This is a genomic window from Mesorhizobium sp. M7A.F.Ca.CA.001.08.2.1, from assembly GCF_003998455.1.
Lineage (GTDB): Bacteria > Pseudomonadota > Alphaproteobacteria > Rhizobiales > Rhizobiaceae > Mesorhizobium > Mesorhizobium ciceri.
The window spans coordinates 1-14,435 of record NZ_RZPW01000059.1 but is presented as its reverse complement, the minus strand read 5'-3'; the positions used below and the strand labels follow the sequence as shown (position 1 = coordinate 14,435).

The 14,435-nt window shown below is 62.5% G+C and carries 16 protein-coding genes; 12 read left to right on the top strand and 4 right to left on the bottom strand.

What is annotated here, in order from left to right; translation table 11 throughout:
- Positions 1-273: 273 nt before the first annotated feature.
- A complete protein-coding gene (gene hemF / locus EN914_RS06115) occupies positions 274-1,188 on the bottom strand; it encodes an oxygen-dependent coproporphyrinogen oxidase (RefSeq protein WP_024504549.1) in 915 nt (304 codons plus the stop codon).
- A 113-nt stretch (positions 1,189-1,301) separates the two neighbouring features.
- Here hemF and EN914_RS06110 point away from each other — a divergent pair, with 113 nt between their 5' ends.
- Complete coding sequence (locus EN914_RS06110) at positions 1,302-1,559, top strand: hypothetical protein (RefSeq protein WP_013529975.1); 258 nt, start codon at positions 1,302-1,304, stop codon at positions 1,557-1,559.
- 103 nt (positions 1,560-1,662) lie between these two features.
- Here the strand turns inward: EN914_RS06110 and soxR are convergent, their stop codons facing one another.
- Both soxR and EN914_RS06100 read right to left on the bottom strand, forming a co-directional pair.
- The gene (gene soxR, locus EN914_RS06105; protein ID WP_013529976.1) at positions 1,663-2,136 is read right to left on the bottom strand and encodes a redox-sensitive transcriptional activator SoxR; all 474 of its coding nucleotides are present in this window, start codon (positions 2,134-2,136) and stop codon (positions 1,663-1,665) included.
- A 132-nt stretch (positions 2,137-2,268) separates the two neighbouring features.
- Entirely contained in the window at positions 2,269-2,727 is a 459-nt protein-coding gene (locus EN914_RS06100) for a tRNA (cytidine(34)-2'-O)-methyltransferase (protein ID WP_024504550.1), read from the bottom strand.
- Between the two features lie 443 nt (positions 2,728-3,170).
- Between EN914_RS06100 and EN914_RS06095 the strand changes: the two genes are divergently transcribed.
- The 5 genes from EN914_RS06095 to EN914_RS06075 are packed head-to-tail and all read left to right on the top strand — an operon-like array spanning position 3,171 to position 8,173.
- The gene (locus EN914_RS06095) at positions 3,171-3,566 is read left to right on the top strand and encodes a hypothetical protein (RefSeq protein ID WP_013529978.1); all 396 of its coding nucleotides are present in this window, start codon (positions 3,171-3,173) and stop codon (positions 3,564-3,566) included.
- Positions 3,567-3,595: 29 nt separating this feature from the next.
- On the top strand, positions 3,596-5,482 hold the full coding sequence (locus tag EN914_RS06090; RefSeq protein ID WP_013529979.1) for an ABC transporter ATP-binding protein: 1,887 nt from the start codon (positions 3,596-3,598) through the stop codon (positions 5,480-5,482).
- A 10-nt stretch (positions 5,483-5,492) separates the two neighbouring features.
- A complete protein-coding gene (locus EN914_RS06085; protein WP_032808649.1) occupies positions 5,493-7,376 on the top strand; it encodes an ABC transporter ATP-binding protein in 1,884 nt (627 codons plus the stop codon).
- Positions 7,377-7,380: 4 nt separating this feature from the next.
- On the top strand, positions 7,381-7,860 hold the full coding sequence (locus EN914_RS06080; RefSeq protein ID WP_013529981.1) for a GNAT family N-acetyltransferase: 480 nt from the start codon (positions 7,381-7,383) through the stop codon (positions 7,858-7,860).
- Position 7,861: 1 nt separating this feature from the next.
- Entirely contained in the window at positions 7,862-8,173 is a 312-nt protein-coding gene (locus EN914_RS06075; RefSeq protein WP_013529982.1) for a DUF6665 family protein, read from the top strand.
- Between the two features lie 3 nt (positions 8,174-8,176).
- On the opposite strand, the gene EN914_RS06070 is transcribed toward EN914_RS06075, so the two are convergent.
- On the bottom strand, positions 8,177-8,521 hold the full coding sequence (locus tag EN914_RS06070; RefSeq protein WP_013529983.1) for a cupin domain-containing protein: 345 nt from the start codon (positions 8,519-8,521) through the stop codon (positions 8,177-8,179).
- A gap of 314 nt (positions 8,522-8,835) precedes the next feature.
- Between EN914_RS06070 and petA the strand changes: the two genes are divergently transcribed.
- From petA to EN914_RS06040, 6 genes are all read left to right on the top strand, one after another.
- Positions 8,836-9,396 carry a ubiquinol-cytochrome c reductase iron-sulfur subunit gene (gene petA, locus EN914_RS06065; protein ID WP_013529984.1) on the top strand — a complete coding sequence of 187 codons (561 nt, stop codon included), beginning with the start codon at positions 8,836-8,838 and terminating at the stop codon, positions 9,394-9,396.
- A 17-nt stretch (positions 9,397-9,413) separates the two neighbouring features.
- The gene (locus tag EN914_RS06060) at positions 9,414-10,715 is read left to right on the top strand and encodes a cytochrome b N-terminal domain-containing protein (RefSeq protein WP_013529985.1); all 1,302 of its coding nucleotides are present in this window, start codon (positions 9,414-9,416) and stop codon (positions 10,713-10,715) included.
- A 28-nt stretch (positions 10,716-10,743) separates the two neighbouring features.
- Entirely contained in the window at positions 10,744-11,616 is an 873-nt protein-coding gene (locus tag EN914_RS06055; RefSeq protein ID WP_013529986.1) for a cytochrome c1, read from the top strand.
- 127 nt (positions 11,617-11,743) lie between these two features.
- Entirely contained in the window at positions 11,744-12,439 is a 696-nt protein-coding gene (locus tag EN914_RS06050; protein ID WP_013529987.1) for a phosphatase PAP2 family protein, read from the top strand.
- 175 nt (positions 12,440-12,614) lie between these two features.
- A complete protein-coding gene (locus EN914_RS06045; protein ID WP_024504555.1) occupies positions 12,615-13,760 on the top strand; it encodes an alpha-hydroxy acid oxidase in 1,146 nt (381 codons plus the stop codon).
- Between the two features lie 9 nt (positions 13,761-13,769).
- Positions 13,770-14,315: an adenine phosphoribosyltransferase gene (locus EN914_RS06040; RefSeq protein WP_013529989.1), complete on the top strand. Its 546-nt coding sequence runs from the start codon at positions 13,770-13,772 to the stop codon at positions 14,313-14,315.
- The last annotated feature ends 120 nt before the right edge of the window (positions 14,316-14,435 follow it).

Here is a 14,435-nt window from a genome sequence, read left to right as displayed (position 1 = left end):
AAGATGTCCCGCGTCGTCTTGGGCCGTCCGGTCGCGTCGGGTCGCGGCTCGCTTTGTCTTGACGCAATTCCGGTCGGAAAGCCGTTTCGCACTTTCCTGAAATTGCGCGCAGGCGAACCGCCGGCGCTTCCCGACCCCACGCCACAAATAGACCAGTCTTTTCAAGAGCCTATTAGACGAAAAAGAAATTTTCCGCCGCATCGTGTGCCACATTCCATGCCCATTTCGAGCGAATGGGACATCAATGCGGCTCACGCCGGGCTCACCATTTTGTTACGGCCAGCGGACCTCGGGCGGCAGGCTGGAGAGGATGGCGGCGACATTGCCGCCGGTCTTCAGTCCGAATATGGTGCCGCGATCGTGAAGCAGATTGAATTCGACGTAGCGGCCGCGGCGGATGAGCTGTTCGTCACGGTCGCCATCGGTCCAGTTCTCGTTGAAGTTGGCGCGCACAAGGTGGCCGTAGACGACGAGAAAAGCGCGGCCGACATCCTGGACGAAGTTGAAATCGGCATTCCAGCCGCCCTTGTCCTCACCCGAATGCAGCCAGTCGAAGAAGATGCCACCGGTGCCGCGCGGCTCGTTGCGGTGCGACAGATAGAAGTACTCGTCGCACCAGGCCTTGAATTTTGGGTAATCGGCCACCGCGACATTCTTCTCGCAAGCGAATTGCATGGCGCGATGGAAGGCGACCGTGTCGGGGTCGTCCTGGGTGCGGCGGCGATCGAGCACCGGTGTCAGATCGGCACCGCCGCCGAACCATTGGCTGGATGTGACCACCATGCGCGTGTTCATGTGCACGGCCGGAACGTTGGGATTCCATGGGTGCGCGATCAGCGAAATGCCGGATGCCCAGAAGCGCGGGTCTTCCTCGGCACCGGGCATCTGCTTCCTGAATTCGGGTGAGAACTCGCCATGGACGGTCGATGTGTGGACGCCGACCTTTTCGAAGACGCGACCGTGCATCATCGACATGGTGCCGCCGCCGCCGCGCCCCTCGTCACGTTCCCATGGCGTCTTTTCGAAGCGGCCGGGCGACCACGAGGCCAGCGGCCCGCCAAGATCCTGCTCGATCTGCTCGAAGGTGGCGCAGATGCGTTCGCGCAGCGCCTCGAACCAGAGGCGCGCCTTCATCTTCTTCTGTTCGATGTCGGCGGGCAGGCCCGCCGGTATTTCTGGTCGTTCCAAATGCCGTCTCCGGTTGGGGCGGCGAGTCCCACAAATGACTCGTCTTTTGCCGGCGCGATCCCTAATCTCTTAGGGGACAGGGTCAAGTGTCATTACGGTGCAGGAGTTGTTTCGTGCGCACCCCGGCAAGACCGCCGCTGGATGGCCTAAAGAAAAGGCTCGACCAAAGCCGTGCCGAGCGCGTGCGTATGCCGCGCGACGGTTTCCTGCGCGAGACCTTCGTGCTGCCACGCTCCGATGCCCGGCTCAAGGCCAAGGAATGGTTCGAGCGCTTTCCCAAGCAGGCCTACTGGACCGAGATCGAAAGCTGGTTCGAGCGGCCGGGCGACCTGATCGAGTTCACCATCAGGCGGTTGCCTGCGGCCGACTAGGACTTCGTCGCCCCGTTTACGGGGAGAGGGTGCCGGCAGGCAGGTTGAGGGGCGGCGCGAACCTCTCAATGCTGGCGCCGCCCCTCATCCGCCTTCACTGCGTTCAGGCACCTTCTCCCCGTGAACGGGGAGAAGGAAGAGCGACCAGCCTCCTTGCCCCCGTTCCCTCGCGTGCCAGCCGGTCACCCTTGTTGCGCAGCGGGCATTTGTCGATCGACATGCAGCCGCAGCCGATGCAGTCGGTCAGCCCGTCGCGCAGTTTCTTCAACTGGGCGATCTTGTGATCGAGCCCGTCGCGCCAGGCGGTCGACAAAAGGTTCCAGTCGTCGCGCGTCGGCGTGCGGCTTTCGGGCAGTGATTCAAGTGCGGCACCGATTTCGGCCAGCGAGATGCCGACCTCCTGTGCGACCTTGATGATCGCCACGCGCCGCAGCACGTCGCGGCCGTAGCGGCGCTGGTTGCCCGACGTGCGGTGGCTGCGGATCAAGCCGCGGGCCTCGTAGAAATGCAGCGCCGACACCGCCACCCCGCTGCGCATGGCCACCTGGCCAACCGTTAATTCCGTTACAGGCGCCATGTCTGATTTTCCGTCCCGATTTTTCTGCTTGACCTCAAGTTAAGTTGAGCTTGTAGCGAAGAAACCCTGGATGTGCAAACGAAGGAGAAGGCGATGTGCGCCTGGGTCGAGATGTCGGGAGACGGAGTGCCGTTATCCGAGTTGCCGGATGGCTTCGCCCACCACCATGGCGACGGAGAGCGCCACGTTGATGCTGCGCGCCGTACCCTGCATGGGGATGGTCAGGCGCGCATCCGCCGCCTGATGGACAGGATCCGGCACGCCTGCGGATTCGCGGCCGAACAGGAGGACGTCATTGTCCGCGAAGCTGAAGCTGGTGTAGGCCGTCGTGGCTTTGGTCGACAGCAGCACCAGCCGGTGCGAACCAGCCTTGCGCCATTCCTCGAAGGCGTGCCAGTCGACATGCCGGGTCAGGGCAGCCATTTCGAGATAGTCCATGCCGGCTCGCTTGAGCGCCTTGTCGGAGAGCGGAAATCCGGCCGGTTCGATGATGTCGACGCCAAGTCCGAGGCACGCGGCGAAGCGCAGGATTGTTCCGGTGTTGCCGGCAATGTCAGGCTGGTAGAGCGCGATGCGGAGACGACGGTTCATTTCCGCGTCCTTCTAATAAGTGGCGGATCGGCCACAGCGGCTTGGCGGTTTTGGAAATTGCTGGACCTGCGGGTGGCCATTTTCTGCGAAGTCGGGTATACAACCAGCATTGTCAACCCGAACCGATGGAGGGGTAATTCATGATGACCATGCACATCCAGCGCCCCTCTCGTGGGCTTACCTGCCTGCCGGCGGTTTCGGTACGACGATTCTCCTGACTCTCTAAGACTTGATCGCACCGATTCCCGCCGAAACGATTTTTCGGCACTCGAAGGAATCCTGCGATGTTTTTCAAAAAGTCAAAAGGGCTGAACGCCCCAACTGAAGCTGTCCGGACCGACACTCGTCATGTCCGGACCGATGCAATGCGTGCCTCCGGGCGAATGCCGGCGGACGATATTGCTTCGCCTTTTTATCTCGATTTTCACACGGAGGACGGACCGATGTTCGATCCCTACAGAATACCGGGCTCGAGGAGCCTGCATATCCACCGACTGCCGACCTGGGCGCTGCTGATCGGCGACACCTATTCGTCGGCGGTTCACGCCGAGGTTCGCCGCCGGCCGCATCGCGGCATGCTGCCGGATGTCGATTTTTCGCGCGCGGTTCCCGATCCCGGGCGGCCGTCGCTGGTGCGCCGGATCATCCGGCTGATCCGGCCTGGCGCGAAAAACCGGGCTGGCGGCACCGTGTCGTCAGGATCGTCTGGCGCAGCTGTCGGCGAAAAGCCCGCGAGCCCCTATATTGCGCGAAGCATTGCCGACGGTCCGGGTGATTCCGGACCGTCGGCACTCGACGCCATGGGTTCCGGGGACTTCGTACGCTCACGTGCCGCGTAAGCGGCAAACACATTTCACAGGCATGACCTATGTTGTTGTTTAGCTGGTTTGAAAAAAGGCTCGATCCGTTCCCCGCGGCGGAACCGGTCGAGCCGCCCAAGACGCTGGTTGCCTTCTGCGTGCATTATACGCGCGGCGCCTGGCCCTATATCCTTTTCGACGCAGTGCTGGTGACGGCCATCGCGATCGCGGAAGTGTGGATGTTCGGCTTCCTCGGCCGCATCGTCGACTGGCTGTCGGGGCAGAATCGCGAAACCTTCCTGCAGACGGAAGCCTGGAAGCTTGCCGGCATGGCCTTCATCGTGCTGTTCGCACTGCCGGGCACGGTATGGCTGCATTCGCTGCTCAACCAGCAAACGCTGATGGGCAACTATCCCATGCGCATCCGCTGGCAGGTGCACCGCTATCTGCTCAAGCAGTCGATGAGTTTCTACCAGGACGAGTTCGCCGGCCGCATCGCGACCAAGCTGATGCAGACGGCCCTCGCCGTGCGCGAATGCGTCATCAAGGTGATCGACGTCCTGAATTACGTTATCGTCTACTTCCTCGGCATGCTGCTCATCGTCGGCTCGGCCGACTGGCGGCTGGCCGCGCCGCTCGGCGTCTGGCTGGTCGGCTATATCCTTTTGCTGCGGTTTTTCATTCCCCGGCTGGGCAAGGTCGGCGAGGAACAGGCCAATGCGCGCTCGATCATGACGGGCCGGGTCGTCGACAGCTACTCAAACATCCAGACGGTCAAGCTGTTCAGCCATGCACGCCGCGAAGCGTCATTCGCCAAAGACGGTATGTCCGGCTTTCTCGAAACGGTCTACCGGTCGATGCGCCTGGTGACAGTGCTTTTCGGCTCGCTCTACATACTGAACGCGCTGCTCTTGTTCTCGGTGACCGCGATGGCGCTGTGGCTGTGGCTGGGGCAAGCAGTGACGATCGGCGCGGTCGCCGTGGTCATCGGCCTTGTGCTCAGGTTGTGGGGCATGTCGCAATGGATCATGTGGGAAATGTCGGGCCTGTTCGAGAACATCGGCACGGTGCAGGACGGTATCGCCTCGATCTCGCTGCCGCGCCTTGTCGAGGACAGGCCGGACGCGAAGGAGATCAGCGTCTCCAGGGGGGAGATCCGCTTCGAGGACATCCGCTTCCACTACGGCAAGCAGAAGGGTGTGATCGAGGGCCTGTCGCTGGCGGTGAAGCCGGGCGAGAAGGTCGGCATCGTCGGCCGTTCCGGCGCAGGCAAGTCGACGCTGGTCAACCTGTTGCTGCGCTTCTACGACCTCGAAGCCGGGCAGATATTGGTCGATGGCCAGGAAATCGCCGCTGTGAAGCAGGATTCGCTTCGTGCGCAGATCGGCATGGTCACGCAGGACACCTCGCTGCTGCATCGTTCGGTGCGCGAGAACATCCTTTATGGCCGGCCCGATGCAACCGACGAGATGCTTGTCGAGGCGGCGCGGCGCGCCGAGGCGCTGGACTTCATATCGGGGCTTTCGGATGCCAGCGGCCGCAAGGGCTTCGACGCCCATGTCGGTGACCGCGGCGTCAAATTGTCCGGTGGCCAGCGGCAACGCGTCGCCATTGCTCGCGTTATGTTGAAGGACGCACCTATACTTATCCTTGACGAAGCGACCTCGGCGCTTGATTCCGAAGCCGAGGCGGCGATCCAGGAGAATCTCTACAAGCTCATGCAAGGCAAGACCGTCATCGCCATCGCGCACCGGCTGTCGACCATCGCGGCGATGGACAGGCTGGTGGTGATGGACAAGGGCCGTGTCATCGAGGAAGGTTCGCACGAAGAACTCGTCGCCAAGGGCGGGCTCTACGCGCAGCTCTGGCAGCGCCAGTCGGGCGGGTTCCTGCTTGAGGACGGTCCCGCCGACGCCGCCAACGACGCACTTGCAAAGAGGCAAGCCGCAGAATGATGGCCGCCGCATGATGACAGCCGTCTATCGCTGGTTCGAGAACTGGGTCTATCCGTTCAGGGAGCCGGCGAATCTTCGGCCACCGATCAGTGTCGGCGGCTTTCTCTGGCACTATGTCGGCCAGGCGAAGTTCGCCTTCTTCGCCATGCTGGTCATCGGCGGCATCGCGCCACTGGTCGAGGCCGGCCTGTTCTACTTCGTCGGGCGGCTGGTCGATATTCTCGACCAGCTTCCCGCCGAGCGCAGCTGGCACGCACTGTGGGCCGCCGCCGGCCCTGAACTGGTTTTCATGGCCGTGGTGGTGCTGGTCATCCGCACCGTCGTCGTCGGCCTGTCGGCGCTGGTCGACGAACAGACGATCACGCCGGGCTTCTACAATCTGGTGCGCTGGCAGGCGCACCGGCATGTCTCGCGCCAGTCCTACGCCTTTTTCCAGAACGATTTCGCCGGCCGCATCGCGACAAAGGTCTGGCAGGCGGGCCAGGCGACCGGCGACTTGATGGAAAGCTTCATCGAGGTCGTCTGGTTTATGATCGTCTACACGGTGACGACGCTGGCGCTGGTCGCAGGCCTCGATCTCAGGCTGGCGGTTCTGGTGGTGATCTGGATTTCCGCCTTCGGCTGGCTGGCCAAGCTCTATTTGCCGGCAATCCGCAAGCATGCCGAGGAAACAGCCGAGGCCGGCTCGATGATCACCGGCCGCATCGTCGATTCCTATTCCAACGTGCAGACGCTGAAACTGTTCTCGGCCGATGGCGACGACCGCTACATCAGGAACGGTTTCGACATCTATCTCGACGCATTGCGCCCGTTCACCCGCCGGCTGACCGGCGTGCGCATGGCGCTGACCACGCTGTCAGGCATCATGATCACGGCGATCGGCTGCTTTGCCGTCTATCTCTGGGTCGAGGGCTCGATCACCGTCGGCGCGGTCGCCTTCACCCTGTCGCTGGTGCTGCGGCTCAACATGCTGCTCGGCCGGCTGATGATGCAGCTCAACAGCATCTTGCGAAACCTCGGCGTGCTGGAGAACTCCAAGGCGCTGATTTCGCAGCCGCTCGGCCTCACCGATGCGCCCGACGCCAAGGAACTCGTCGTGGCAGGCGGCCGTATCGCGGTGAAGAACGTCGAGTTCCACTACGGCAAAGGTTTCGGCGTGCTGAACGGCATCGACCTTGTCGTCAGGCCAGGCGAGAAGGTCGGGCTGGTCGGACCGTCCGGCGCCGGCAAGACGACCCTCGCCAATCTGATCCTGCGCCTCTACGATCTCGAGAGCGGGTCGATCACCATCGATGGCCAGGATGTCGCCAAAGTTACGCAGAATTCGCTGCGCGCCAATATCGGCGTCGTCAGCCAGGACACGGCGCTGTTCCACCGTTCGCTGCGCGACAACATCAAGCTCGGCATGCCTGACGCGACCGATGCGGAGGTGATCGCGGCGGCGAAAAAGGCCGAGGCGCACGAGTTCATCCTGACCTTGCGCGACAACAGGGACCGCGCCGGCTACGAGGCGTTTGTCGGCGAGCGCGGCGTCAAGCTGTCGGGAGGCCAGCGCCAGCGCGTGGCGATCGCCCGCGTCTTCCTCAAGGATGCGCCGATCCTGATTCTCGATGAGGCGACCTCGGCACTCGATTCCGACATCGAGGCGGCGATCCAGGAGAATCTGACGCGGCTGATGGAAAACAAGACGGTCATCGCCATCGCCCACCGGCTGTCGACGATCGCAGCACTCGATCGTCTGGTGGTGCTCGACGGCGGCCGCATTGTCGAGCAAGGCACGCATGACCAATTGGTGGCGCTCGACGGGCTCTATGCGCGGCTGTGGAAGCGGCAGTCCGGCGGTTTTCTCTATCACGAGGACAGCGTGCTCGAAGAGACGCGCCCGGCGGAGTAGCTCCATGGGTGGATCGACAGGCGCCATCCCAGAGGTCGGCTACGTGCTCAAGCGGCTCCGGCCGACCATGCCGGCCTTCGACACGCTGAAGGAAGAGAGCCGGCTGGAAGGCTACTGGATGCTGGTACGCCTTGCGGATGGCTGGGCAAGTGGCCGCAACAAGTTCCTGAAACGGGGGGAGGCGCTGTACGGAGCATGGTATGGAAGGGAACTCGCCGGCGTGTGCGGGTTGAACATCGATCCCTATTTCGAGGGCAGGGGCCACGGCCGGGTCCGGCACCTGTTTGTGAGCGCGCGCCACCGTCGCGCCGGCCTTGGCCGGATGCTGGTCGAAACCGTTGTCGACAGGGCACGTCACCATTTCGCCATGCTGAACACCCGCGCGCCGCAAGAAGCCTTCGGTTTCTATGAACGGCTTGGCTTTCAGCGCGTAGCAGGCGAAGAGTTCGTCACACACCGCATGGTTTTCGGGAAAGGAGGCTGAAATGTCCTTGCGTCCGCCATCTCATCTTGCCGGCGCCTCGGCCGCCGAAGCCGCCTTCGACGCGCTCGGCCATGAAATATTGGCGGAAAAGGCGGCAGCACTCGGCCGCGCCGGCCAGCGGGTAGAGGAAACGCTGGCCAGGCTGCGCGACAATGCCGACGAGCAACTGCGCCCCCTTCTGCTCAAGGATGCCGCCGAGGCGGTGCATGGCTATTTCATCCAGCGCGAGCTGTGCGGCTTGCGCAAGCACGATGCCGTCATTCGTGAATACAACATCCCGAAAGCGGTGCTGGCCAGGCTCGGCGCGAAATAGGGATCACTCCAGCCATTCGGTGATGAAGCTGCCGTTCTCGTGGATGTCGGTCGTTTCCAGTGGGCCTGGGCCGAGATTGGTGAATTTGTGCGGCGTATTGGGTGGCACGATCAGGATCTGGCCGGCGGATGCCTCGATTTCCTGGTCGCCGACAGTGAACAGGCCGGTGCCCTGGCGGATGATGAAGATCTCCGCGTAGGGATGTGTGTGCAGGCGCGGGCCGCCGCCGACATCAGGCAGATAGTTGAAGATCAGGCAGGAGTTGGAGCCGTAGGCGCCACATTGCAACTCGCCCTTCCAATGGTCCGAGCGAACGGCCCAGGTGTCGCGGTCTATGACGTGTGCCATGATGACAAGGATAGACCCGGCTGGGGCCTTGTGTCGAGCCGAACAAGGGCGTCGGATTTGCGGTTGTTTCCCGGTTGTTTAGTGATGGTTGGCGGCTATCCGGCGTCGTGTTGACCGGCGGCGGATTTTGTCCCCGCGACAATCTGCCCTTGTGCCTTCACCCGTCTGGACAAAAACGGGCTTCACGCATAAACCGAAGTCCAAATGCCGGAGGAATTCGCAAGCCTGTTCGCCATGCGCTGTCGGGTTGGCGTAATTGAGCGGGGAACAAGGCTCAACCACCGGCACGGAAGAGGCGAAAGGATCAGGCACCCGTGAGCGCAACCGACACCCAGGATCCCAACCGTCGTGATTTTCTCTACGTCGCCACCGGCATGGCCGCAGTGGTCGGCGCGGGTGCTTTCGCGTGGCCGTTCATCGACCAGATGCGCCCTGACGCCTCGACGCTGGCGCTCGCCTCGGTCGAAGTCGACGTCGCCTCGCTGACGCCGGGCATGTCGCTGATCGTCAAATGGCGCGGCAAGCCGGTCGTGGTCCGCAACCGCACCGAACAGGAAATGAAGGACGGCGAGGCGGTCAAGCTGGCCGATCTCAAGGATCCGATCGCCCGCAACGCCAATCTCCCGGCCGACGCACCGGCGACCGACGCCAATCGCACCACGCCCGGCAAGGAAGCCTGGATGGTGATGGTTCAGGTCTGCACGCATCTCGGCTGCATTCCGCTTGGCCAGGAAGGCGATTTCGGCGGCTGGTTCTGCCCGTGCCACGGTTCGCAATACGACACCGCCGGCCGCATCCGCAAAGGCCCGGCGCCGGAGAACATGGCGGTTCCGGTATTCAAGTTCATTTCCGATACCAAGATCCTTATCGGTTGAGGCAGGGGGATATTTCGATGAGCGAGGGACACTCGACCTATACGCCCAAAACCGGTCTCGGACGCTGGTTCGACGCCCGCATGCCGCTGCCGCGGCTGGTCTATGACAGCTTCGTTGCCTATCCGGTGCCGCGCAACCTCAACTATGCATGGACCTTTGGCGGCATCCTGTCGATCATGCTGGTGGCGCAGATCCTGACCGGCATCGTGCTGGCCATGCATTACACGGCCGACACCAATCTGGCCTTCGGCTCGGTCGAGAAGATCATGCGCGACGTGAATTCGGGCTGGCTGCTGCGCTACATGCATTCGAACGGCGCCTCGTTCTTCTTCGTCGCCGTCTACATCCACATCTTCCGTGGCCTCTATTACGGCTCCTACAAGGCGCCGCGCGAACTGCTGTGGATCCTCGGCTGCATCATCTATCTCCTGATGATGGCGACCGGCTTCATGGGCTACGTGCTGCCATGGGGCCAGATGAGCTTCTGGGGCGCCACCGTCATCACCGGCTTCTTCAGCGCCATTCCGCTGGTCGGCGACTGGATCCAGCAGCTGCTGCTCGGCGGCTTTGCCGTCGACAACCCGACGCTGAACCGTTTCTTTGCGCTGCACTATCTGTTGCCGTTCATGATCGCCGGCGTTGTCGTGCTGCACATCTGGGCGCTGCATGTAGTCGGCCAGTCGAACCCGACGGGCATCGAGGTCAAGTCGAAGACCGACACCGTGGCCTTCACCCCCTACGCGACCATCAAGGACGCGTTCGGCATGATTGTGTTCCTGTTCTTCTTCGCCTATTTCGTCTTCTACCTGCCGAACTATCTCGGTCATCCCGACAACTACATCGTCGCCAACCCGCTGAAGACGCCGGCCCACATCGTGCCCGAATGGTACTTCCTGCCGTTCTACGCGATCCTGCGCGCCATCACCTTCAATGTCGGGCCGATCAACTCCAAGCTCGGCGGCGTGCTATGCATGTTCGGCGCCATCGTCATGTTGTTCCTGGTGCCGTGGCTCGACACTTCGAAGGTGCGCTCGGCTGTTTACCGGCCCTGGTACAAGCTGTTCTTCTGGCTGTTCGTGGCCGATGCCATCCTGCTTGGCTGGCTGGGCTCGCAGCCGGCGGAAGGCAGCTATGTGTTCATGGCGCAGATGGCGACATTGTTCTACTTCGCCTTCTTCCTGATCGCGCTGCCGGTGCTCGGCCTGATTGAGACGCCGCGACGGTTGCCGAACTCGATCACCGAGGCGGTGCTCGAGAAGAACAAGGGCGGCAGCGGACATCCGGCGGGCGCTACGGCGGCTCCGGAAACCAAAGGCTGAGCGGGTAGAGAATCTAAGGGGATTTGGCATGAAAAAGATTCTCACCTCGCTGGCGCTGATCGGCCTTGTGGCCGTCGCCGCTGGGGCCGCGGGCACTCGGGCGATCGCCGCCGAAGAGGCACACAATGTGGCCAATCCGACGCATTTCCCGATCGACGAGCCGAAGGAAATGGACTGGAGTTTCACCGGCCCATTCGGCACCTATGACAAGGCGCAGCTGCAGCGCGGCCTCAAGGTCTACAAGGAAGTCTGCTCGGCCTGCCATTCGATGAACCTGGTGGCGTTCCGCACGCTGTCGGACCTCGGCTATTCCGATGCGCAGATCAAGACGCTGTCGGCCGAGTACACCATCCACGACGGTCCCAACGATGCCGGCGACATGTTCGACCGTCCCGGCAAGCCGTCCGACCACTTCCCGCCGCCCTTCGCCAATGAGGAAGCCGCCGCTGCCTCCAATGGCGGTGCTGCTCCGCCAGACATGTCCCTGCTGGCCAAGGCTCGCGGTGTCGAACGCGGTTTTCCGCAGTTCGTCTTCGATATCTTCACCCAGTACGACGCGGGCGGCCCCGACTATATCCACTCGCTGCTGACCGGCTACGACCAGACGCCGCCTGCCGGCATGGTGATCCCGGAAGGCACCCACTACAATCCGTACTTCATGTCCGGCGTGTCGCTGAAGATGCCCAAGCCGCTCTCCGACGGCCAGGTGACCTATGATGACGGTGCGCCGCAGACCATCGACCAGTATTCCCGCGACGTCTCCGCCTTTCTGGCCTGGGCGGCCGAGCCGCATATGGAAGACCGCAAGAAGACCGGTTTTCGCGTTCTGGTGTTCCTGCTTTTGTTCGGCGCGCTGGTCTATCTCACCAAGCGCAAGGTGTGGGAAGGCGTGGCGCATTAAGCCACACGATCAAGTGATCACGAAGGGCGCCGAGAGGCGCCCTTTTGCATTTCCAGAAGCCGGCCATGTCACATGGCCGTCACCGCATCCGGCGATCCTGTGCTGCTCTCATCAAAGGATCGCACCCATGAAAAGATACGCATCGCTCGCGGCAGGCCTGTTGCTGCTCATCGTCGGCTCGGCCGCGCAAGCGGAAGACGCCCAGCCTTTCGTCACCAACAAGGATGTCGACCTGACGATGATCCTGCCGCCGCCGCCGGCAAACGATTCGGCGCAGACCAAGGCCGAACTCGGCGAGGTGCTGATGCTGCAGGTGACACGCACGCCCGAGATGGTAGCCAGCGCCGTCGCCGATGCCGACGAGAATGTCTGGCGCTTCGCCAACGTCATGGGGCCGAAATTCAACAAGGAAACGCTGCCCAAATTCAGCGCCTTCTTCGACCGCGTCGTGGCCACCGAAGGCGCCGTCGTCGATCCGGCCAAGGATATCTGGAAGCGCCCGCGTCCGCACCAGCTCAGCGACCTCGTCAAGCCGGCGGTCAAGCTGTCGAGTTCGGGTTCCTGGCCGTCCGGCCACGCCACCGTCGGCACCATGATGGGCATCATCCTGTCCGATATGGTTCCGGAAAAGCGCGCCGAGATCATGGCGCGTGCGGCCGAATACGCCCACAACCGCGAGGTCGGCGGCATCCACTATGCGTCCGACGTCGAGATGGGCAGGATTTCCGGCAGCGTCATCGCCGCGGTCCTGCTCAACCGGGACGACTTTAAGGCCGAATATGAAGTGGCCAGGGCCGAGCTTCGTTCGGATCTCGGCATGTAATCTTCGTCAATCGGATCAGACCAGAAAGGGGCGCTTCGGCGTCCCTTTTTTGCTCATGGCCATGTCCGAAGGGCGGTTCGAAAAATAGTCCGTTGGCACGCCGACAACAGGTTGATATTCGATGCATCGAACGGTGGCGAGAAACTTGTCCCGCCATGGCCTTTGGAATTCGATGATGCGGCTCAGCGACTGTCACAACTTTTCCGATTTCCGCCGCATGGCGCAGCAGCGGCTGCCGGGACCGATCTTCAACTACATCGACGGCGCGGCGGACGACGAGGTCACCTATCGCCGCAACACCGAAAGCTTCGAGACCTGCGACCTCGTTCCCAACGTGCTGCGCGGGGTGAGCGAGGTCGACATGTCGGTGACGGTCATGGGCCAGAAGCTGGCGATGCCGTTCTATTGCTCGCCGACCGCCTTGCAGCGCCTGTTCCATCACCAGGGCGAGCGCGCGGTCGCCAAGGCCGCCGCCAAATACGGCACGATGTTCGGCGTGTCGTCGCTGGGCACTGTCAGCCTCGAGGAGGCGCGCAGCATCAGCAGCGGCCCGCAAGTCTACCAGTTCTATTTCCACCGGGATCGCGGTCTTAACCGGGCGATGATGCAGCGGGCAAAGGCGGTCGGGGTCGAGGTGATGATGCTGACCGTCGACAGCATCACCGGGGGAAACCGCGAGCGCGACAAACGAACCGGCTTTGCCATTCCCTTCAAGCTCAACCTTACCGGAATGGCGCAGTTCGCGCTCAAGCCGGCCTGGGCGATCAACTATTTCACCCATGAGGGCTTCAAGCTGCCGCAGCTCGACGAGCATGTCGACATGGGCGGCGGCACGATGTCGATCAGCCGTTACTTCACCGAGATGCTCGATCCGTCGATGACATGGGACGACGTCGCCGAGATGGTCAAGCTCTGGTCGGGTCCGTTCTGCCTCAAGGGCGTCATGTCGGTGGAGGATGCCAAACGCGCTGTCGACATCGGCTGCAGCGGCATCGTGCTGTCGAACCATGGCGGGCGGCAGTTGGATGGCTCACGGGCGGCGTTCGACCAGCTTGCCGAGATCGTCGATGCCGTTGGCGACAGGATCGACGTCATCATGGATGGCGGCGTGCAGCGCGGCACACACGTGCTGAAAGCGCTGTCGCTCGGCGCCAAGGCCGTCGGCGTCGGACGCTACTATCTGTTTCCGCTCGCGGCGGCCGGCCAGCCCGGCGTGGAACGGGCGCTCGAACAGATGCGGGTCGAGATCGAACGCGGCATGAAGCTGATGGGCTGCAGCTCGATCGAACAATTGTCGCGCAACAATCTCCGTTTCAGGTAATCTCGACCCATGAAATCCTCGCTCGAAGACACGCTGCTTGCCGCGATCCGCACCATTCCGGACTATCCCAAGCCCGGCATCCTGTTTCGCGACATCACCACGCTGCTTGGCAATGCGCGCGCCTTCCGCCGCGCCATCGACGAACTGGTGCATCCCTATGCCGGCCAGAAGATCGACAAGATCGCCGGCATTGAGGCGCGCGGCTTCATCCTTGGCGGCGCCGTCGCCCATCAGCTCTCGGCCGGTTTCGTGCCGATCCGCAAGAAAGGCAAGCTGCCCTACGAGACGGTGCGCGTCGCCTACAGCCTGGAATACGGGCTGGACGAAATGGAGATGCACAAGGACGGTGTTGCTCCGGGCGAGAAAGTGATCCTGGTCGACGATCTGATCGCCACCGGCGGCACGGCTGAAGCGGCGGTCAAGCTGCTGCGCCAGATAGGTGCCGACATCCTCGCCGCCTGTTTCGTCATCGACCTGCCGGACCTCGGCGGCCGTGCCAAGCTGGAGGCGCTTGGCGTGCCGGTGCGGACGCTGATCGGGTTCGAGGGGCATTGAGTGTTCTTCCCTTCTCCCACATGGGCTAGCGTGCGCACACATTTGCTTCGTGCTGTGGTCAAGCGTGAAGAAGCGACGCCGGAAAATGGCTTGAAGTGTTTGAATCGCATGTGATTCTGT

Excerpts from the sequence above, each read along its gene's own strand:
- EN914_RS06045 (WP_024504555.1), top strand. The coding sequence starts at position 12,615 with ATGCGGCTCAGCGACTGTCACAACTTTTCCGATTTCCGCCGCATGGCG.
- soxR (WP_013529976.1), bottom strand. The coding sequence starts at position 2,136 with ATGGCGCCTGTAACGGAATTAACGGTTGGCCAGGTGGCCATGCGCAGC.
- EN914_RS06070 (WP_013529983.1), bottom strand. The coding sequence starts at position 8,521 with ATGGCACACGTCATAGACCGCGACACCTGGGCCGTTCGCTCGGACCAT.
- EN914_RS06085 (WP_032808649.1), top strand. The coding sequence starts at position 5,493 with ATGATGACAGCCGTCTATCGCTGGTTCGAGAACTGGGTCTATCCGTTC.
- EN914_RS06055 (WP_013529986.1), top strand. The coding sequence starts at position 10,744 with ATGAAAAAGATTCTCACCTCGCTGGCGCTGATCGGCCTTGTGGCCGTC.
- EN914_RS06050 (WP_013529987.1), top strand. The coding sequence starts at position 11,744 with ATGAAAAGATACGCATCGCTCGCGGCAGGCCTGTTGCTGCTCATCGTC.
- EN914_RS06080 (WP_013529981.1), top strand. The coding sequence starts at position 7,381 with ATGGGTGGATCGACAGGCGCCATCCCAGAGGTCGGCTACGTGCTCAAG.
- EN914_RS06060 (WP_013529985.1), top strand. The coding sequence starts at position 9,414 with ATGAGCGAGGGACACTCGACCTATACGCCCAAAACCGGTCTCGGACGC.
- EN914_RS06075 (WP_013529982.1), top strand. The coding sequence starts at position 7,862 with ATGTCCTTGCGTCCGCCATCTCATCTTGCCGGCGCCTCGGCCGCCGAA.
- EN914_RS06090 (WP_013529979.1), top strand. The coding sequence starts at position 3,596 with ATGTTGTTGTTTAGCTGGTTTGAAAAAAGGCTCGATCCGTTCCCCGCG.
- EN914_RS06100 (WP_024504550.1), bottom strand. The coding sequence starts at position 2,727 with ATGAACCGTCGTCTCCGCATCGCGCTCTACCAGCCTGACATTGCCGGC.
- EN914_RS06095 (WP_013529978.1), top strand. The coding sequence starts at position 3,171 with ATGTTCGATCCCTACAGAATACCGGGCTCGAGGAGCCTGCATATCCAC.
- EN914_RS06040 (WP_013529989.1), top strand. The coding sequence starts at position 13,770 with ATGAAATCCTCGCTCGAAGACACGCTGCTTGCCGCGATCCGCACCATT.